The sequence below is a fragment of the Marivirga tractuosa DSM 4126 genome (assembly GCF_000183425.1).
GTDB classification, from domain to species: Bacteria; Bacteroidota; Bacteroidia; order Cytophagales; family Cyclobacteriaceae; genus Marivirga; species Marivirga tractuosa.
In genome coordinates, this window is sequence record NC_014759.1 from 1,190,110 (window position 1) to 1,211,161 (window position 21,052).

The following is a 21,052-nucleotide window of genomic DNA, read 5'->3' on the forward strand; positions in this document are numbered from 1 at the left end:
ATACTTTTAGTTAACCGTAATACTTCCTGTCATTCCAAGATGTACAGTACAAACGTAATTATCGAGTTCACCTGCCAATGCTTGTGTTAAAGTAAAATTAAAGCTAGTACCGCTAGCTTGAAAATCAACATCTGAGTCTTCTTCAAAACTTCCGTCAACACTATTCATACTTAACAGAATATTATTCTCACTATCTCTAAGTGCAAATGGATGAGAGCTAGCTCCAGTAACTGTTAACACATAACGAGTTCCAACAGTTAATTCCCATGTACTATTATCTTCATTGGTAGTAGTCACCTCTTCATTTCCATTAATTTCAGAAACGAAATAAGCCGAAGCACCAGAATTATCTATTGTCATTTCAACAATATTGACTGAATTATCATCATCGTCATCATTATCATCTACCATATCATCAACTTCCTCTTCACAAGAAAACGATAAAAAAGCAATTGGAATGAGAAATAGAATTTTTCTTAAATTATCCATAAGTAGTTTAGTTTTAATGAGATCAATCGTGAACATTGAACAATATTTTAATTATAGCAATATAAGTTATTCAATTAATTTCACAAATCCTTCAGCATAATTCTCCCCTATTAAATCCGCCTCAGCATTGAATTGGAAATCGCTTAAAACTTCAAAATCTATCGTATTGGGGTTTTGAAATGCTTCCAATAAATCCAATTGAAAATTCATTTCAGCTCCGGAAGAGCCAACCGTTACAGGAGCTTCAAAAGTAAATGATTGAGGTTTGAAATTATTTTCAGTGCCCACATGAACCACTACTCCTCTTCTATTTCCGTCATTATCTTCAAATTCACCGTCCATTCTGATAAATTTATAGCCAGTAGTCCAATTCCACGCCATATTATTGCTTGGGTCCAAATCTCCAGAAAGTGATTCGGAAAGATTGGTGTCTTCACGAATACCTATATTAAACCTGATTTCTGTATAGCTATCTTGTGAAACCGATGGGAGTCTTAAACTGTACTTATTACCTTCTTTAGGCTCAATTAAGTGGTAGCTGTCCGAAAAAGCGGTAATATCTCCTTCAGAATTAACCAATCGAATATCACTGATGTATGTTCTCCATAATCGTAAAGAAAACTCATTACCAGCTGCATTTTGGTATAAAGTATTATACTCAAAATCTGCAGTTCCAGCTTTATGATAAAAGTTAATATCAAGCGGTGCACCAATAAAATCATCATCTTTACAAGAAAGTAAAGCGAATGGGACTATGAATAAAAAGGCTTTAATTGTTTTCATTTTCAAATGGATTAGAGAATTGAGGATTATTAATAAATTCTTCATCAGTTAACATATGTAGAAATGCCAAAATATCTTCTTTTTCCTGATCTGTAAGGAATAATTGTGGTCGTTCTCCTGCAGCCTGACTTTCATTACTACCTTCTATAATTAGAACATCTAATGTACTGCTTTGATGAATTCCATTGTCGTAATGCTCAATCACTTCCTTTAAAGTTTCAAATCTACCATCATGCATATATGGTGCAGTTAAAGCTATATTTCTTAAGCTAGGAGTTTTAAATCTACCTTTATCTTTTGGGTCTCCAGTCACTGCCATTAAACCTTCATCCATATTTTCATCATTATCCAAACCATTATTATGGAAGCCTTGAAATTCATCAATTGCACCAGAAGTAAGTGGCCCCAAATGGCAGTCTCCACAATTACCACCTCTCAACTGACCAGGAATTGGATGCGTAAAAAACAATTGCTCCCCTCTTCGTTCAGATTGAGTTGGTTCATATTCGCCTCTTAAATATTGATCATATTTAGAATTAGATGATATCAACGCTCTTTGAAATTGAGCCAATGCTTTTCCAATTAATTCTTCTGTGATTTGATCAGTGTCAAATGCTTCTTGAAATAATGTATTATAACCTGCATCTTGTAATTTTTGAATAGCATTATCAAAATTCTCATGCATTTCAATGGGGTTACGAATTGGTTCGGTTGATTGTGCCTCTACTGTTTCCATCTGCCCATTCCAAGTAAATTTTTCAGCCCAAAGCAAATTCACCAAAGACATAGTACTCACTTTTCCATTTATGCCGTCTATTCCCGGGCTAAAAGCCTTACCGTCAGTGAAGGCTTTGCTTTGTTGATGGCAAGTAGCGCAAGACATGCTGTTATCACCAGAAAGTTTTTTCTCATAAAAAAGCATTCTTCCTAGTTCGAAGCCTTTCGTAGTAATGGGATTGGCTTCGGGAATTCTTTCATTGAAGCTACCAAAATAAGATGGAGCAGATAGCTCAAAATCCTCTTCAGGTTCAAACTCCTGCTCCTTGGGATCACAACCCGAGGATATAAAAAAAAGAGTAAGAATGAAAATAGGGTGATTCGCATTTTAAGTTCTTGAAAAGAAGTAAAAATATAGATTGTCAATCAATAATAACAAACGTAATTTGTATGAAAAAAAGTTTATATAAAGTAAGATAAATTAATTCCAGTTCAAGCAAAGATTGGTATTTCATTTAATTTAATAACCATTAGTATAAAAATCATGTCTAAAAATTTAGATTTAACGTAATTTTCAAAAAGACCTGTTTATGAAAATAGTAAAAACATTTATTATCGCACTTCTAATTTCAAGTTCTTGTTTTGCCCAAGTTCAAGAACCACTAGATTTCCTATCAAGTGACTTTCATAAAGAAAGAAGAGAAATTTTAAGAAGCAAGATGCCTGAAAATTCTGTGGCAGTGTTCTTTTCAAACCCAATTCGCAACCGAGCCAATGATGTAAATTATAAGTATCATCAAGATCCTAATTTCTATTACCTCACGGGTCATAGACAGCCGCATGCCTTATTGATGATTTTTTCAGAAGAGCAAAACATCAATGGAAATAGTTTTGATGAAATTGTATTTGTTAGGGGTAGAAATGCATTGGCCGAACTCTATGATGGCGGAAGAATGAGCGCATCAGAAGCTGCGAAAGATTTAAAATTAGACCTAGCTTTTGAAACACCTGAATTCAAAAACTTCCCTATTGATTTCTCGAAATACGATCAAGTCTTATTTCATGATTTTGAAGATGATGTGAGGGAAACACAGGAAGAAGGGGACTTATACGATTTGATTTCACAATTTAAGCAAAAAGTAAATTATCCTGATGATAGTAATTTAGATATCACACCTGAGCCGCAAGAAAATAATTTAAACACCACTCTTTTAGATCAACTATTGCGCCCAATGCGCGGTATTAAAACCGAAGAAGAATTGGATTTATTAAGAAAAGCGGTGAAAATTTCTGCTTTAGGACAAGCAGAAGTAATGCGAGCAATGGAGCCGGGCATGTCTGAACTTGAAGTTCAAGGAATGCATGAATTTATATATAAAAAATACAAGGCGGAATATGAAGGCTACCCTAGTATTGTGGGTGCAGGACATAATGGATGTGTATTGCATTATATAGACAACTACAAACCTGAAATTGAAGATGGGGAACTGATCTTGATGGATTTGGGTGCTGAATATCATGGTTATACCGCTGATATTACCCGAACTATTCCAGTAAACGGAAAATTTACCAACGAGCAAAAAGCGATCTATGACTTAGTATACGAAGCACAGGAAGCGGCCATGTCGATAGCCAAAGCTGGTGTTCCTTTTTCAGATTTGTTGGACACCACACAGGCTGTTATTAATAAGGGCTTGTTGGAACTAGGCATAATTGAAAGTTTGAATGAGGAAGATTTAATAGACCCGTCAACCGGAAGACATCGCTATTACCCACATGGATGTTGCCATCACATCGGTTTGGATGTGCATGATTTAGGTGAATACGGTACTTTGGAAGAAAATATGGTCATCACCATTGAGCCTGGGATTTATATTCCGCAAGGAAGCCCTTGTGATGAAAAATGGTGGAACATCCCAGTAAGGATAGAAGATGATTATTTAATTAAAAAAGATGGGATTGAATTGCTGTCGGATGATGCGCCAAGAAAAAGCGAGGAAATCGAAAAATTAATGAAGGAAAAGAGTGCATTTGGGCAGTTTAATTTGCCTGATTTGGATGGAGAATAATGAGCAATTAATAGCACTTCTAGATAAATATAGGTTACAAAATATTTTTAAATCGATTAGCCTAATAAAGGCTATCAATAATGATAATAGCGAATTGTTAGACAAAACAGTAATGAACCGACTGCATCTAATCTTACTATCATTTATACTTATTTCTTGTCAAGAAAGCCAAGAAGAGGACACTCAAAAACTAAATAAAGAAGTAAATAAGGTTGTTAATGTTTTTATAGAAGATAAAGCGATGTATAAATATGGAGTCATTTTAAATAAACTTTCTCCCTATGAATATTATAATTTACAGCACACCTCTGGGAAAGAAATTCCACCTTCTCGTGCTAGTTATGATTTAAAAAATGAGATTAGTTTACTAAAAATTATTGATTCAGAAAAATACTTTGATTCGATTAAGAATAAAAATAATCTCAAGACACAAATAATTCAATCAGAGAAAATTTATTCCGATTTTTCTTTAAATCTAAATTATCTTAGAGAAAAAAACTACGCATTTAAGGACACACTAACTTCCTATAGAATATATCCTCCTTTATTTAATAATGATTCAACTGCTGCATATATCCAATATGATTTTTTTGATTATGGTTGGAAAGAAGGGTCAGGCACCATTTATATTAAAAAAAAAGAAGAATGGCATTTTTTTAAAAATGTAAGTAGTCATATAATGTAAACTTTGCCTAATCGAGTAGACTGCCCTGAGCCATAAACACACGGTGCGGCTCTCATATACAACGATTCAATGAATGACTACTTAAACAATATTGAAAAACATTGATTCAGTTCCTTTCCCCCTGTTTTCGTTGCTGATATCTACAACATAATTATTTGAACACTAAATTAAATTATTCAAATAATATAAAATTATTCTGTTCATAAACGCAACCTAAAAATTAAACATTCCTTTTATTATCAGTGTATCAACATTTATTTAAAAGATGAATCGAACAATACCACTTTTCCCATTAAATTTAGTGGCGTTCCCATATCAAAATCTTAATCTACACGTATTTGAGCCACGCTATAAAGAGCTAATCGCAGACTGTCTAGAAGATAATAGCACTTTTGCAATTCCGTCTTATGTGAAAAATAAGGTGGAATATGGTACTGAAATGGAGATTCGGGAGGTGACTAAGAGATATGAAGATGGTAAATTTGACATCAAAACGAGAGGAAAGAGGATTGTAAAAGTACTGGATATGGAAAACCCATACCGAAATAAGAAGTATGCCATTGGTGCAATTGAAGAAATCCCGAATAGAAATAATGGAGATGTGCTATTAAAGGAAGAAATCTATGAGGCCGTTCAGGAAATGTATGATCTGGTTGAAGTAGATAACAGACAACTTTCCATGGATTTTCAAGTATTTGACATTGCTCATCAAATAGGGCTATCCACTGAAGCTGAATATGAACTCATTCAATTAACTGAAGAAAGGCAACGACAAAGATTTGTACTTGATCATCTGAAAGTAATTTTACCAAAATTGCGTGACATTCAAAGATCGAAAGAACTCATTCAAATGAATGGCCATTTCAGAAAGTATAATCCTCCACAGGAATTTTGAGCAATGCCAACTTTACAATTGGCTCTTTATTCCTTGATTATCCGTTGATAATAATCTTCTTTACCGTTTGATAATTTCAAAAGGTAAATCCCATTTGCAATTCCATCAATTATCAAAGCATGCTTGCTTTTCAATTCCCCTTCAAACAAAATTTCACCTTCTAGATTGATAAATTGATAGTGAAAATTTTCTGACTTTATCGATTCAATTTTAAGTTCGGAACCAACTGGATTGGGATAAATCAAAAATTTATTTTCAATAGATAAACGATTTGAAGTCATTATTTCTTCAATTCCTTCCAGTGCTACCCTTTGTTCTTGTCCACCAGAAATATGTAGTATCTCTCCCGAAATTTCACCTCCCATAGCAGTAATAGGCGTAAAGCGAACATAGACTTCAATTTCAGGAATATCTCCTCTTTCATTTATCGGTAGTACCAATTCGTTTGTATAATTCGAGTTTTTCAATAAACTGATTTCAAAATTCTCACTTATTGAAATACTGAGATTCTCAGGTAAATTTCCTGCTTGTACGCTATAAGACTGGACGGCTGAATACTCATCTAAAAGTATATCGCCAAAACTCAACCCTTCTTTAGGGGCTTCAACTATCAAAATGGTGTCTCTTGGTATTATTTCCAAATCCTCTTCAAATTCAGGGTAAATATGGAATTCATCATTTCTCCTACCAATGATTCCTGTCACATTTACTTTTCCAATAGGAATATCCTTTCCAACTAGAGGATGATCATCTCCATTTAATCTAAAAATCAAGGAATCAGTATTACTGTCAATGATAAAATATTCACCCGCTGTAAATTGACCTTCATAAGTAATCTCTAAATTTTCAATTTTCACTCTCTGTGATTCCACCCCAGCATTAATTTCATTAATTGCTTTTCCTTGAGGTTCAACCACTACGGAGTCAGAAGATAAAACATTGATTTCTGTTTCTGGAAGAATGCTTAACCAGCTATTTTCACTAACTAAAATACCTTCAACCTCCACACTATCCCCAAAACTAAGACTAGCTGAATTTAGTCCTTCAATGGCTATACCTGCAGTTCCATCTTGAATTATCCGCTTATTATCAAATTGATTATTTCCGCCACTTACAACGCCTTGAACTTTTACTCTTTGCCCTATTGATTTGTCTCTTGCCGTAGCAATTGAAGTTAAATTTAGTCTGCCTTCTTGTCCATTAACTGGTAAATAAGTTGTGTCGGCATCTTGGCTAAGATGCAAGATATTTCCATGATAGAATCTTCCAGCATCATCATCAGGGCAGAATTGAACATAGATTTCAGTGCCCTTAAATTTGTCACTTTCAAAAACCAGGGTGTCCTGAGCATTAGTAAAATCAGGATTTAGTGATAGCTTAAATGCTTCAGGCGCCACTGCCAAAATTGAATCTTTTAAGTGCTCAACAGAAATTTGATAAGATTGAATAGTAGAACTATCAGGAAAGGTGATCAATCCAAAATCGCTATTGAACTCACTAGTGTCCAGATTAATTTCAGGTCTAATAAAATTGATTTCAATGCTTTCCGAAAGAATGCTATCGGTAATTTTAAAAGTATATAAACCAGTATTTTCAAAACTTAAACCTTCAAAAACCCCTTTTCCTTTTTCTAAATTGACTTCAGATAATTGGATTTCATTATTATCTAAAATAGCCAAAGTTCGTTCAGCATAATCCAAATTGCCATTTTCATCCTCTGCACTTACTAAAACATCAAAATAATCCCCCACATAAACCTCATCAGGATATGAAATATTCAGTTCCGTAGCGATAACATTTATTGAATGCACAGAAGAAACAATTGATTTACTAAAGTTTTCAGCTAATTGGGAGCCATAAGGTGCTACTTCCCAAGCAGATTGACTAGAAGAAATTTCAAATACTAAATTTTGCTCATCCTCTATGGTTTCATTCAATTTAATCCGCAATTGAAAGCTATTGGAATCACCATCATTCAACTCAAATATTTCCGCTAATTCAAAAACGATTGAATCAGAGGAAATTGAATCATTTGTATTAATCACCACTTCATTTGACAAATCATATAGTTCCACTTTATTAATTACCTCACTAAAATCAACCTCATTTCCAGTCGATGGATGGATGACCATCTGATTGATAAAGGTGGATAATGAATCACTTGTACCTCTATCAACTAAGGTAAAATTAAATACTGGTTCAAAAACCTGACTAGCTTCAAAAGCATTGATTTCAGATGCCGAAAGCTGTTCCGTAGGTGGAATAACTTCCACATCCTTATCAGCTTCAGCATTAAGCGAATAAAAATCAAATTGTAGGATTTGCGTAGCATTACCTAAAGTATCCTCAGCTGCTACATAAATCGAATATTCTGTATTGGAAGATAGGTTTTCGATATTGATCGAAATAGGATCCTCTACATTATTAAGTTCAACTTTCTCATTACCTGCACTAATTATTTGTTCATCAGATTCCGGATTTTTTAAGCTTTGCAAGTCAGGAATTGAATCTTCAACCTGTTTAACAGCATAGTAGACAACCGAGAATTCATTTACAGAAAAACTCATATCAACCTGCTCACTTTGGATATTGAAAACTTGGGGTTCTTGATTGAAAATTGGAGCATAAGGATCCGCAATTTCATGATCTAAGGAAACAATCAATTGAATGCTATCATTTATGCTTTCCATGATGCCCTCTAAATCCACAGCTCCAAAAGGAAGCTGAGCACTTCCATCGTAATAAATATTATTCGGCTCTATTTTCACCAAAACTGTATCTTCCGCTCTAGAAAATTGAAAAACATTTTCAGCAAAATCTCCCCATAATTCAGGCTGATTTAAGATCATACTATCTAGCTTTATCCTAGTGCCAATTAGTTCATTATTTGAATTAAATTCAGAAGGGGCAATGGGATAAGTCTCTGGCAAAACATCATTATTACTTAGATTCATGACCGTATCAGCATTCAATCGAATACGTCCATTCACCTCTTCCCTACTACCCAAAACTTTTACGCGATTGCCAGCATTAATATTGGAGAGTTCTTCACTATAAAAAATTGCCATCCCCTGATCATAAGTAGTGGATTCATCCTTTTGAATATAGAATTGAGAGTTTCCTGAACCAAAATCATTGGATGCCACATAGCCTGTAGTTGAATAAGTAGTTCCATCCGAGCCATTTCGAATAGCTTCTATTCTATCAAAAGCTTCAATAAGCTCAATTTCATTGGAAGAAATACTGTCATTTAAATTGCTGAGCAAAACTGAGCCTGAATCTGAAGACACAAATTGGTGTTCTGCTGGTATTTGTAAAGCAAATTGCTGGGTATCGTTTACATCAAATCGGTTAAACCAAATAGCGATTGTGAAATCAACTGATTGCCCAGAAGCTATTTCATATTCTTCATTTTCAGGGAAATCAATTTTAATCCTATCATCTACTATAGTGAATTCTGCAGTACTGATTTTCCCACTACCATCTTTTAAAATAGCATTGAGGGCGCTGTCCCAAGCCAAAGTATTATTAGGCGAAGATTCAAAAACCATTTCCTTAATAAAAGTAGAAACCGTATCATATGTTGCTAAATCAGCTATCTCAAATGAAATAACCTCTTCTGCTTCTGATTCCTCATCTATTGTAGAAAGTAAATTACCTACTGTTGGCTGGCTTACATTATTGATTTCCGAATCTTCATCTAGCGCTATTTCAGTAGTGAAATTTGTTGTGGCAGCGGCTTCTAAATTATAGCAATTTTCTAGCTCATTATATGCAAAGGCAGCTAGATGATAGCTTGTTCCTGAATTAAGATTTGAAATGCTTACATTTTCTCCATTGTCTGCAAATATAATTTTATTGCCATCCCCTAATTGATTAGCCAGGCTGAAATCGGAATCGGCTGTATAACCATCACCACATATTGGCGGAAAATCAACTTCACTTCCCTCTTTTATCAAAATGATGGATTGAAGACCCGTAGGTTCATTCCAGTTTATTTCAGCAGTATTTTCGGAGATATTTTGAACGGAAATATTAGAAATCTGCTCAGTTGGTGCGCTACATCTAAAATGATTGCCCAAATAAGAAAACTCATCGGTATCATAAATTATCCATTCGGAATCCATTTGATCATTCCCAAAAGAGGATAAATTATCAGGATTTCCTTCCTTAACAGAAGCTTTTCTTACCAAGGTTTTGTCCTGGGTGGCTTCTGAAATGCCAGCAACATCCCAAGCTGATCCTGGGTCAGTTCCAATTTCACCGATCACATCGATTATATTTCCTTTGTATAATAAAGCCAGCGCATCATCTCCATTGAAATTTGCAATAGTACTTGTATAATCAGTAACATTATTAATTCCTACATCTGCTGAAGAATTAGAAACAATTAGTACCTCTTCACTATAAAGTTGATTTTGTATATCTGACAATACAAGTTCTGTGCTGATTATTGGAGATCCATTAGTATAAATTACAATTGAAAAGTCATTCAAATCAATTGTATTACCCGAATTATTGTAAATTTCAATCGCCTTATTATTGCTACTTCCTTCTATATATTCTGAAATAAAAACGGTACTAATCAAAGGTATAATATCAATTTCAGGAGAAACCACCGTCATCCCATCCCCACCAGAAACCTCAATTATAATACTTTCTTCCGTATCATATTCCAAATCCGTCCATTCAAAGAATCCATCATTCATGCTCAAAGGACCAAGTCCAACTGAAGGAGAAATTAAATTTCCAGTTCCTTCTTTTAAAGCCAAGTTGATCTCTCTTGCTTCAAAATCAGGATTGCCATGAATATCAATTGCTCTGATATTTAAATTAAAGGTATCATTAACCTGGGCGCTTGAAACTGTATTGATCTCAAAATCAGTAGCTTCTACTTGAATAATAAAAGGATTAGATATAATTGCTGCTGGAATAATATCTTTTAATAAAGACCCATTGACTTTAGTTCCAAACCCTTGATTTTCAGGGATTTCAAATCCAATTGTATCTCCATCAGTTTGAGATTCATTTAGCCATATTGATAGCGTAAGGTTTTCAGTGCTTCCATCAGCAATGGCATATTCATTTCCTGTAAGATCAAACTCAATATTGTCTGGATTGATGGATAAATTACTAATGGTCAACTCGCCTGCACCGTCATTTAATTTTGCACCTTTAATAGCTGATGACCAATCTTCCACTGTATTGTCAGCACTTTTTTCAATCATAATAGTATTGAGCAAAGTAGGTACTGCGTCACCACTGCCTTGATCGGAAACCTCAAAGCTGAAAACACCTACCGCATCTGTTTCAGTATTGGTAGTAGAAGAAATTTCAGAAGAGATAATTTGAGTAAAAGGAGGATTAATTTCACTATCCTCGTCAAAAGAAGTGGTAGTGCTCACCGAGATTGTTTCACTTTGCATTAAATAGCATTGAGCTGTAGAATAATATTCAAAAATAGCAAAATGATACTCAGTGCCTTGGATCAACCCTGAGATCTGAACTGAAGAAGCACTACCGTCATAAACCACAAAATTACCAATCCCGATTTCATCTGCCAACCCACTGCTAAAATCATCGTCAGAAGTATAGAGGGCTCCATTTTGTGGAGTTTCATTTACAGCAGTGCTTTCTCTAGCCAAAATAACAACGCTGTCACCATCTCCCCTACTCCAACCTAAAGTGATCTGATTATCTTCTATATCTGCTTCAGAGGGTGTGGAAAATGCGGCTTGATTTGTAGGAGCAGTACAGCTAGCACCAAAAGTTTGCCCGTTATTGACTTGTCCTTTGGTAGCCCCAGCTGGTTCTTCCCAAGTAAAATCTGAATAAGCTGTTCCACTTCCGGATAATTGTAAAGATTCACCAATTGGCGTTGAAGTAGTTTCTTCTACCACTACATCTTTTGAAATCTGTCCGTCAGCAAGTCCACCTACTCCTGTAAATGCTCCCTCATAGCTTATAAATTGAATTAGTGTACCATTATATTCAAGGGAAAGAGCATCATTACCATTTTGGATACCAGAAATATCTTTATGAAAAATCGTGAATCCGTTTTGAGTATCACCCTCTGTGAAAGAATCTAAAGTGTGTGAACTCCCATAAGTCTCACCATCAGAGCCATTGTAGAGAAGAAGCTTAAAAAGACTTAAATCATAGGAATTAGCATCTTGCACTACAACTTCTACAAACTCCCCTTCATCCGTACTCACATTATCATAATGAAACTCATTGATCCAGGCATTTTGGGCTTGGAGATTAAAAACAGAAAATAGTATTAACAGAAGGACAAGAGTAGGTTTTGGCGAAAATGGCATTATTTTGAATACAATGGTTCTGATTCAAAAATGATAATTTACCTTTAAAATTCATAAAATATTGAAGAATTTCTAAACTTCTATTTCTTCAAACTTTTAATGTAAAGCCGCTCCACTTTTTCTCTAGCCCACGGTGTTTTTCTTAAAAAAGTTAAACTAGATTTTATGGAAGGGTCATGATTAAAACTATTGATTCTAATTCTATCTCCTAGTTCATCCCAGCTGTAAACTTCTACTAAATGCTCTAAAATAGCTTTTAGTGTTATTCCATGAAGTGGATTATTGGGTTGTTGTTCTGGCATATTAGGTTTTATTTCAATAGTCTAAAATGAAAAAAGCATCCGACTTAAGCCGAATGCTTTCATTATTATTTACTAAAAAGTACTAATTACAATAAACCATTAGTTTTTCTTACTGCTTCGGCACTTTCATTCAATTTTGCTTTTTCAGCATCATCTAATTCAATTTCAACGATTTCTTCAATTCCGTTTTTACCGATGATGGCAGGAACTCCTATAGAAATGTCTTTCAATCCATATTCACCTTCCAATAAACATGAACAAGGGAACATTTTCTTAGAATCATTTGCAATGGCATGAACCATAGCAGATACAGCAGCACCTGGCGCATACCAAGCAGAAGTTCCTAATAATTTGGTCAAGGTAGCTCCTCCTACTTTTGTTTCTTCTTTTACGTTTTCTAATTTATCATTAGAAATAAATTTAGAAACAGGGACACTATTTCTAGTTGCTAATCTTGTCAAAGGAATCATGCCAGTATCGCTATGTCCACCGATTACCATTCCGTCAACATCTGAAGCAGGGCATTCTAGAGCTTCCGCTAATCTGTATTTGAAACGAGCTGAATCTAAAGCTCCGCCCATTCCAATAATTTTATTTTTTGGTAAGTTAGTTGCTTTATGAGCCAAATAAGCCATTGTATCCATTGGATTAGAAACCACAATGATGGTCACATTTGGCGAATTTTTGATTAAGTTTTCAGCAACTTGCTTTACGATACCCGCATTGGTAGAGATCAATTCTTCTCTTGTCATTCCTGGTTTTCTTGGGATACCAGAAGTAATTACGGCAACATCACTATCAGCTGTTTTGCTGTAGTCATTTGTAACACCCGTGATTTTTGTATCAAATCCATTTAATGAAGCACATTGCATCAAATCCATTGCTTTCCCTTCAGCAAAGCCTTCTTTGATATCAACCAATACTACTTCTTCAGCGAAATTTTTGATGGCAATGTATTCGGCACAACTTGCACCCACTGCACCAGCTCCTACTACGGTAACTTTCATTTTATTTATTTTATAAGTTAAACAATCTTGATTTCGCTCACAAAACTACAAAAAAATATGCTATTCTGATGATGATTCCTTAAGTGTTTCTAAGACTAAAATAGCATAAATCTACCTACATTTTTCCGTAAACATGACCTAAATCGAAAAAGCCGAAATTGGTCTTATATGTCGAAAACAAACGAGCCACATAATCATTTTGTTGTTGGGTGTACGACTCTAAAACTTTCGCTTTTATTTTGGGATAATGATCAAAAATTTCAAATATATTAATCTGGGGAATCACATAAATTTGAGCTTTTTCAGAAGCCACTACCGCATTATAAATTCTCCTTGCATCAGGAATTAACGCATTGTCTCCAAAAGATTTATTCTCAGTCAATATACCTAAACTCTCAAATCTATCTTGTATATCAATAGTCAAAGAAATTTCCCCTCTTTGTGTAAGATATAAGGCGTGACTAGGATCGTCCCGAAAAAAAACCACCTCATCTTTTTTATATACACGCATATGCATAAAAGGAACAAAGTGAGATAGTTGTTCAAAACTCAATTGCTCAAACAGTTTAATCTCTTTTAAAAACTTAAAAAGAACCACTTGCTTATGGTCATATGTCTTTTTAAATGGATTAAGAATTTTCATATTCTATTCGTAATATTTTTGTAGTATCTTTTTTAACTTTAAATGAGTCAGAAAATTTATGTCCAATCACCCAAATGATTTCTCCACCCGACTTTAAAACCATAACCTTTTTCTTTTGGGGCAAAGGAACCTTTTGATCAATCAATATATCACTTATTTTTTTCTTCCCCTTCATCCCAATGGGTTGAATTTTATCTCCTTCTTTCCATAAATCTAACTCTATTGGTTCTTTTAGCTTATTTGCTTCAATAAAAACTATTTTATTTCCAATAGAGTAATCTACATCATTTTTATTAATAAAACTCCATTTAAATAATCCTAAAGGTGTTTTAATCAACTTATCTTTTAATTGTATTTGTATCGGAAAAAACTGTTTCTGAATTTCATCAGATATTGGATTTACTAGTAAAAAACCCCTATCTATAACTAAAGTATGAGAGAAAGATGATAACTGAGCACCAATTTTTCGAAATTTGAAAGATTGTAATTGTGCTAAATTAAATCCATAATCAGACAAAAATTCATATAAAAACACTTCCATTTGTGGTAGTTTTAGAATCCTTCTATCGATTCTTATCCCTTCATCCCGATTAAAAACATATTTCTTTCGGATTTTGGCTAATTTTTCATCCCAAACCGACTCTGCAGCACGTAATCTCAAAGTTGTTTGTTGAATACCGCTAAGTAAATTTGGATTCTCCTTCAATAATAAAGGAATGACACGATGTCTCATTTTATTCCTTTTATATTTTTCTGAAGCATTTGAAACATCCTCCCTCCATTCGATGCTGTTTTCCTCAGCATACTCCTTAATTTGTTCTTTGCTTGCAAAAAGTAATGGTCTGGCAATATTATGATGAAGAGGAAGAATACTTCTCAGGCCTTTTATTCCCGTCCCTCTAATCAAATTCAATAAAGTTGTCTCTAATAAATCATTCGCATGATGAGCAGTCAACAACTTACTAAAATGATGATCTTTCATCAATCTTCGGAACCAATCATATCGCAAATCCCTTGCCTGAAGCTGTGTAGAACCTTTTTCCTTATCAATCTCAACTCTCTTGACAAAAACTTCAACTTCCAACTTCTTTGCTAATTCTCTAACGAATTTCTCATCTCGATTTGAATCCTCATCTCTTAATTGAAAATTCATATGAGCCATTGAAAAATGAAAATCAGTCAGTTTCAACAAATGAGCTAAAACAACAGAATCAAGCCCGCCACTAATGGCAAGGAGTAAATGTTCATGCCTATTAAAAAGGCTTTCTTTTTTTATATAATCTAAAAATGACGCACTTAACATAATTCTTTATGAAATTACTTAGATTTGCACAGAATTTGCTAATGAAAGCAATCAAAAGTAAATGTATGAACTTCCAACGAATTTTAATCCTTTGTTTCTTTCTAATCTTATCCATAACTGCGAAAGCGCAGAAAAATGGAGTGAAATATGGCTCTGAAGGATATTCCGAAACAATCAATAAAGGAAAAGACAGTTTTACCCGATTGGTTAAAAATGTTTGGTTTGATATTGAAAAGGAAAATGTCAAAATAAAAGGTGATTCAGCTCTTTATTATGATAAAAAAGGGATAATGATTGTGTTTGGTGATGTAGTAATTACTAAAAACGACACAATCGACATTACCTCTAGAAGGCTGAATTATTATATAGATGAAAATAAGGCAGAGTTAAGAAATAATGTAGTTTATGATGATGGTGAAATGCGTATGACTACCAATTATCTAGACTATTATATGACCACTGAAGATGGTCACTTTTTTAATGGTGGTAAATTAGTAGATGACGAAACTACTCTGATTGCAAGAGAAGGATTTGTGGTAAATGCTGAAGATTTAATCAAATTTTATAAGGATGTCGATTTAACCAACCCTGAATATCAGTTATTAACCGACACCCTCTTCTACCACAGAACTACTAAAATTGCTACTACTTTTGGCCCAACCAAAACCATCATGAAAAATGGTGAGGTAGTAGATGCAGAAAAAGGAGGTAAATTTTATACCGACAAGAAAAACGCTCAATATACAGCTGGTAAAATCACTACGGAATCTTATGAGATTTTCGGTGACGAGCTCTACTTTGATGACCTAACTCAACAATCAAGAGCCAAAGGAAATGTCAAAGTAATCTCTGAGGAAAATGACATTATAATCTTGGGACAAGAAGCTGCCACAAAAAAAGAAAAAGGTATTACTAAAATATGGGGAAATCCCGTTTTGAAACAGGCTGTAGATAATGACACTCTTTATCTCTCAGCCGATACTTTAATATCAATTGATTCTGAATATGACTCTTTGAGCAGATTACTGGCCTTCAACAATGTAAAAATTTATAAATCTGATATGCAAGGAGTTTCGGATTCTATGGCTTATATGATGCAAGATTCCATGATTTTCTTCTACCACAATCCAATACTTTGGAGCGAAGGAAATCAAATAGTAGCAGATACTATTTTCATGGAAATCAAAAATGGCAAAATGGACAAACTCAACATGCGAAATAAAGCCTTCACCATTAATCAGGATACTGTTAAAAATTTCAACCAGATAAAAGGAAGGAATATGACAGCCTATTTGAAAAATGATCAGATGGATAAAATTTTAGTAGAAGGCAATGGTGAAAGTATTTATTTTGCAGTAGACGATGAAACTTTAGAACTAATAGGTATGAATAAAGTTTTATGCAGTTCCATGAGAATACAATTTTTAAATGGCGAAATGAATGATATTACTTTTTATAAAGACCCTGAAGGACGCTTTATACCTCCACATGAAATAGCTGAGCCAGAGACAAGACTGAAAGATTTTAAGTGGCAAATTGAGAAAAAGCCAAGTATGCTGGATGTTTTAGGGAAATATTATTCTTCGAAAACTAACACCAAAACAATTGACGAGACTCTAGAGAGACCTAAGCCTACTCTTTTAGAGCCGGAAATTAAGGATAATTAGAAGCAAATACGGTGAAACGCTAAATGAATTTAATTATTATATCCGCTCTTGCTTTTTTCTTCAAATGAGTAGATTTTTAAATAAAAAAATCCTACTTTTACTAGTCAAACTGAAAAAATCAAGTGAAAATAGTTTTTACCATATCTTTAATATTCCTACTATCCTTTTCTAGCAAGGCTCAGGACATTATTATTAAAGATTTGAGCAATGAAATCACTACTAATTTTCAAAATTCCAAGTCTGAAACATTTCAAATCCATAATTATACTAACCAAGACAAAGCCATTAAAATAAGATCGAATATCCCCAAAATGCAAGGCGGCACTACTTTACTTATATGCCACGATGATAATTGTCAAGAAGATTCAAATGCTCTTATAATAAATATACCTGCCAATAGTACCTCCAAAGAAATCACCATAGTACTAAACGGAGGACTATCAAACTATAAAGAAACTGCTTACTTTGAATTTATTGACATGAAAGTGGATATAGGGATTAAAAAAGAAATTGAGTTAAATGTAAGCAATGAACGCACTCAAGAACTATTCTTTTCCAAGGAAGAAATTCAAGTTAAAAGCTTTTTTCCTAATCCTGCAGTAAAATCAGCTATAATGGAATATAGCATTAATCCATATGAACAAGACGCAAAAATCACTCTTCAAAATGTATTAGGTTCTATTGTAGACACGTACAAACTTAATCCAGATGAAAATAAATTAACAATCAGCACGGAGGATTTAACTCCTGGTGTGTATTTCTACACCCTTACAATTGATGACGAAGGATTAGCAACCAGGAAATTAATTGTAAAAAAATAAATTCAAATCCAATCTTCGAGCAAGATATACGTTAGCACTAAAAAATTGCTCATTCCATAAAACAAATGTATATTTGCACCCTTATGCGAAATTCGTACAGAAATTTACTAATAATATTAACGCTCAGCCTTACTTTAGCAGCTTGTAGTGACTTCCGCAAGCTTCAGAAAAGTGCTGATTGGGAAAAGAAATATGATGCTGCCATTTCTTATTATGAGCAGGGAGAATACTATAAAGCCAATGTCTTATTGGAACAAATTCTACCCATCATAAAAGGATCGGAAAAAGCAGAGATTGCTAACTTCTACTATGGTTACACTTACTATTACCAAGAGCAGTATCTGTTAGCATCGCATTATTTCAAAACTTTTTACGACACGTTCAATAGAAGCGAATTTGCTGAAGAAGCAAGATTCATGTTCGCATTTTCGCTTTTTCAAGATTCACCTCGCTATAATCTAGATCAAACGAGCTCAAAAGAGGCAATCGTAGCGCTGCAAGGATTCATTAATTTGTTTCCGAATTCAGAATATGTTCCAAAAGCTGATGCTGCTTTAAGTCAATTACGTTCTAAATTGGAACGAAAAGCCTACGAAAAAGCTTTGTTATATTACGACTTGAAAAAGCACATGACAGGGGAATTTCTAAAGGCGGCATTAGTAGAGTTCGATAATTTTCAAGATGATTTCCCAGGATCACAGTTTACTGAGGAAATTAGATATCTAGAAATAGAAGCGATGTATAAGCTAGCACAAGTAAGTATTTACTCTGTCAGAAAAGAGCGGTATCTAGAAGCTATGGATTTCTACGAAGATTTTATTGAAACATACGAGCAAAGCAACTATTTACCAAAAGCAGAGAAAATTTACGAAGACTGTTTAGAACAAATTAGAAAATTAAATTCATAAATAAATATGGCAAATCCATCAATTACTACTAGAGATACTTCAGAGTTGGTACAAGATACAGACAATATCTACCAAACCGTTGTAGTGGCTTCAAAAAGAGCTCGACAAATTTCAAGCAATGTAAAAGAAGAGTTGAGTAACAAATTAGCTGAATTTGCTTCTACTGTTGATAATCTTGAAGAAATTTTTGAAAACAGAGAGCAAATTGAAATCTCTAAATTCTATGAAAGAATGCCAAAGCCCACAATAATGGCAATGGAAGAATTTTTAGAAGGTAAAGTTTATTACCGAAAAAGAGAAGAAGAGGACAAATAAACCTGGAAATGCTCCAAGGTAAAAAAATAATTTTAGGTATAACGGGTAGTATTGCCGCTTACAAAGCAGCAACGCTTACCCGTTTGTTGCTTAAAGCAGGTGCTGAAGTGCAAATCATTATGACTGATGATGCTAAAGAATTCATCACTCCTTTGACTTTAAGCACGTTAAGCCAAAAGCCCGTATTATCAAAATTCACTAGAAATGATTCTGGCGAATGGAACAATCATGTCCAATTAGGCTTATGGGCTGATCTAATACTAATTGCTCCTGCATCTGCAAATACTCTTGCAAAATGCGCACATGGTATTTGTGATAACCTTTTACTAGCCACTTATCTATCAGCTAAGTGCCCCGTTGCTTTTGCACCAGCAATGGACTTGGACATGTACCAGCATCCTACTACTACAGCCAACATCAAAAAGCTTGAATCTTACGGAAACTACATAATCCATGCTGCTTCTGGTGAATTAGCCAGTGGATTAGAAGGTCAAGGTAGAATGCAAGAACCTGAATTTTTAGTAGAAGAATTGGTAGATATTCTTTCCGTAAAAAAAAATTCCAAGGTAAAAAAGTAGTGATCACAGCGGGCCCTACGCACGAAGCTATAGATCCAGTTCGTTTTGTGGGTAATCATTCTTCAGGGAAAATGGGATATGCCATAGCTAATTCGTTCGCAAGAGAAGGTGCTCAAGTAACCCTAATTTCTGGCCCTTCATCATTAGACCAACCTGTCGGAATCTCAAACTTTATTGCAGTAACATCAGCTGAAGAAATGTTTAAAGGAGCTGAGCAAAATTACGGAGATGCAGACATCATTGTGTTTGCAGCTGCGATTGCTGATTACAGGCCAAAATCAGTTGCAAAGGAGAAAATTAAAAAGAAAGCAGAGGATATGTCAATAGAAATGGAGAAAACCATTGATATTGCCAAAACATTAGGCGAACAGAAACAAAAACACCAATTGAACATAGGCTTTGCTCTGGAAACAGAAAATGAAGAAGCAAATGCTTTAAAAAAATTGAAAAATAAAAACTTCGACTTAGTCGTTCTAAATAGTCTGAGAGATGAAAATGCTGCTTTTGGGCATAATACAAATAAAGTGAAGATTTATGGACAGAAGGGATTGCTAACAGAATCTGAATTACTGTCTAAATCAAAAGTAGCAGACATTATATTAAATCAAATTTATAAATTGAGTATCTAATAATGATAAAAGGCCTTCTTACATTTTATATTTCAATTTTTTCCCTGACTTCCCTAATTGCTCAAGATTTATTCTTTCAAATAAAAGTTGATGCATCAACAGCTAATACTTCTGAAACAAGGGTTTTTACCGATATGGAAAACGCCTTTAAACAGTTCATGAATGAAACTAAATGGACCGATGAAGAGCTTGAGCTTTTTGAAAGAATTAAAGGGGTAATGGTTATTAATATTACAGACATTCCCAGAACTGGTAGATATCAGGCAGATATGCAAGTACAATCCGTCAGGCCTGTGTACAATAGCAATTATGAATCGATCATGTTTAATATTGCAGATAGAAAATTAAGTTTTGATTACACCGAGTCTCAGCCTTTAATTTATACTAAGAATAGCTTCAACAATAATCTAGTAAGCATTTTAGCTTTCTACGCAAACTTTCTATTAGGAATGGATTTTGACAGTTTCTCAGAACTAGGTGGTCAAAAATATTATGACGAAGCCTTAAACATTGCAAGATCTGCTCAGCAGCAAGGATTTCAACCAGGCTGGGAGCAATTTGGCAACCTGCAAAGTAAATATGCACTAGTACAATCTGCTCTTAATTCACAACTTGAGCCTGTTCGTAAAAGCCTATACCTTTACTACAGGAAAGGGTTAGATATGATGGAAGAGGATCCCAAAGAAGCAAGAAAATCCGTATTGGAGGCTTTAGAAAATATTCAAAAAGCTAATAAGCTCAATCCCAATTCTCCTTTTATCACAGTCATTCTTCAAACTAAATCTGAGGAAATAGTTCAAATTTTCACTGAAGGAGATATGACAATAAGAAGAAAAGCTTACGAAATCATGCGAGATATAGCGCCAGCTAATTCCCAAGACTATGAGGTAATGATCAAATAATCTACATTATTCATATTTT

General features: G+C 34.2%; 18 protein-coding genes. 10 read left to right on the forward strand and 8 right to left on the reverse strand.

The annotated features are described in order from the left end of the window. Positions 1-6: 6 nt before the first annotated feature. The 3 genes from FTRAC_RS04815 to FTRAC_RS04825 form a co-directional block, all read right to left on the reverse strand. Positions 7-489: a cupredoxin domain-containing protein gene (locus FTRAC_RS04815; RefSeq protein ID WP_148230042.1), complete on the reverse strand. Its 483-nt coding sequence runs from the start codon at positions 487-489 to the stop codon at positions 7-9. Positions 490-555: 66 nt separating this feature from the next. Then, positions 556-1,272: an MbnP family protein gene (locus FTRAC_RS04820; protein WP_013453110.1), complete on the reverse strand. Its 717-nt coding sequence runs from the start codon at positions 1,270-1,272 to the stop codon at positions 556-558. Then, positions 1,259-2,194 (reverse strand): cytochrome-c peroxidase, encoded by a 936-nt coding sequence (locus tag FTRAC_RS04825; RefSeq protein WP_013453111.1) that lies wholly within the window; start codon positions 2,192-2,194, stop codon positions 1,259-1,261. Before FTRAC_RS04825 ends, FTRAC_RS04820 begins: the two co-directional genes overlap by 14 nt. A gap of 385 nt (positions 2,195-2,579) precedes the next feature. Here FTRAC_RS04825 and FTRAC_RS04830 point away from each other — a divergent pair, with 385 nt between their 5' ends. From FTRAC_RS04830 to FTRAC_RS04840, 3 genes are all read left to right on the forward strand, one after another. Continuing rightward, complete coding sequence (locus FTRAC_RS04830; RefSeq protein ID WP_013453112.1) at positions 2,580-4,058, forward strand: aminopeptidase P family protein; 1,479 nt, start codon at positions 2,580-2,582, stop codon at positions 4,056-4,058. Beyond that, a complete protein-coding gene (locus FTRAC_RS04835; RefSeq protein ID WP_013453113.1) occupies positions 4,048-4,743 on the forward strand; it encodes a hypothetical protein in 696 nt (231 codons plus the stop codon). Before FTRAC_RS04830 ends, FTRAC_RS04835 begins: the two co-directional genes overlap by 11 nt. 265 nt (positions 4,744-5,008) lie before the next feature. Continuing rightward, positions 5,009-5,638, forward strand: coding sequence for an LON peptidase substrate-binding domain-containing protein (locus FTRAC_RS04840; protein ID WP_013453114.1), 630 nt, complete (start codon positions 5,009-5,011; stop codon positions 5,636-5,638). Between the two features lie 26 nt (positions 5,639-5,664). On the opposite strand, the gene FTRAC_RS04845 is transcribed toward FTRAC_RS04840, so the two are convergent. The 5 genes from FTRAC_RS04845 to tilS all read right to left on the reverse strand — a co-directional run bounded on the left by FTRAC_RS04845 (position 5,665) and on the right by tilS (position 15,213). Further along, complete coding sequence (locus tag FTRAC_RS04845) at positions 5,665-11,958, reverse strand: lamin tail domain-containing protein (protein WP_013453115.1); 6,294 nt, start codon at positions 11,956-11,958, stop codon at positions 5,665-5,667. 80 nt (positions 11,959-12,038) lie between these two features. Continuing rightward, positions 12,039-12,260 carry a VF530 family protein gene (locus tag FTRAC_RS04850; RefSeq protein WP_013453116.1) on the reverse strand — a complete coding sequence of 74 codons (222 nt, stop codon included), beginning with the start codon at positions 12,258-12,260 and terminating at the stop codon, positions 12,039-12,041. An 86-nt stretch (positions 12,261-12,346) separates the two neighbouring features. Then, positions 12,347-13,267 (reverse strand): malate dehydrogenase, encoded by a 921-nt coding sequence (gene mdh / locus FTRAC_RS04855; protein ID WP_013453117.1) that lies wholly within the window; start codon positions 13,265-13,267, stop codon positions 12,347-12,349. Between the two features lie 115 nt (positions 13,268-13,382). Next, on the reverse strand, positions 13,383-13,910 hold the full coding sequence (locus FTRAC_RS04860; RefSeq protein WP_013453118.1) for a cyclic nucleotide-binding domain-containing protein: 528 nt from the start codon (positions 13,908-13,910) through the stop codon (positions 13,383-13,385). Further along, the gene (gene tilS, locus FTRAC_RS04865; protein WP_013453119.1) at positions 13,897-15,213 is read right to left on the reverse strand and encodes a tRNA lysidine(34) synthetase TilS; all 1,317 of its coding nucleotides are present in this window, start codon (positions 15,211-15,213) and stop codon (positions 13,897-13,899) included. The genes FTRAC_RS04860 and tilS overlap by 14 nt, the downstream gene beginning before the upstream one ends. Positions 15,214-15,221: 8 nt before the next feature. Between tilS and FTRAC_RS04870 the strand changes: the two genes are divergently transcribed. The 7 genes from FTRAC_RS04870 (at position 15,222) to porD (ending at position 21,033) form a co-directional block, all read left to right on the forward strand. Further along, complete coding sequence (locus FTRAC_RS04870; protein ID WP_013453120.1) at positions 15,222-16,880, forward strand: OstA-like protein; 1,659 nt, start codon at positions 15,222-15,224, stop codon at positions 16,878-16,880. Between the two features lie 122 nt (positions 16,881-17,002). Beyond that, complete coding sequence (locus FTRAC_RS19180) at positions 17,003-17,701, forward strand: T9SS type A sorting domain-containing protein (RefSeq protein ID WP_013453121.1); 699 nt, start codon at positions 17,003-17,005, stop codon at positions 17,699-17,701. An 83-nt stretch (positions 17,702-17,784) separates the two neighbouring features. Then, positions 17,785-18,609 carry an outer membrane protein assembly factor BamD gene (locus FTRAC_RS04880; protein WP_148230043.1) on the forward strand — a complete coding sequence of 275 codons (825 nt, stop codon included), beginning with the start codon at positions 17,785-17,787 and terminating at the stop codon, positions 18,607-18,609. Positions 18,610-18,615: 6 nt separating this feature from the next. Next, positions 18,616-18,924 (forward strand): DNA-directed RNA polymerase subunit omega, encoded by a 309-nt coding sequence (locus tag FTRAC_RS04885; protein WP_013453123.1) that lies wholly within the window; start codon positions 18,616-18,618, stop codon positions 18,922-18,924. A gap of 8 nt (positions 18,925-18,932) precedes the next feature. Further along, positions 18,933-19,502 carry a flavoprotein gene (locus FTRAC_RS20130; protein WP_316928285.1) on the forward strand — a complete coding sequence of 190 codons (570 nt, stop codon included), beginning with the start codon at positions 18,933-18,935 and terminating at the stop codon, positions 19,500-19,502. After that, entirely contained in the window at positions 19,502-20,131 is a 630-nt protein-coding gene (locus tag FTRAC_RS20135; protein WP_316928286.1) for a phosphopantothenoylcysteine decarboxylase, read from the forward strand. Before FTRAC_RS20130 ends, FTRAC_RS20135 begins: the two co-directional genes overlap by 1 nt. Before the next feature lie 2 nt (positions 20,132-20,133). After that, positions 20,134-21,033, forward strand: a complete 900-nt coding sequence (gene porD, locus FTRAC_RS04895) for a type IX secretion system protein PorD (RefSeq protein WP_013453124.1) — start codon at positions 20,134-20,136, stop codon at positions 21,031-21,033. Positions 21,034-21,052: the final 19 nt, after the last annotated feature.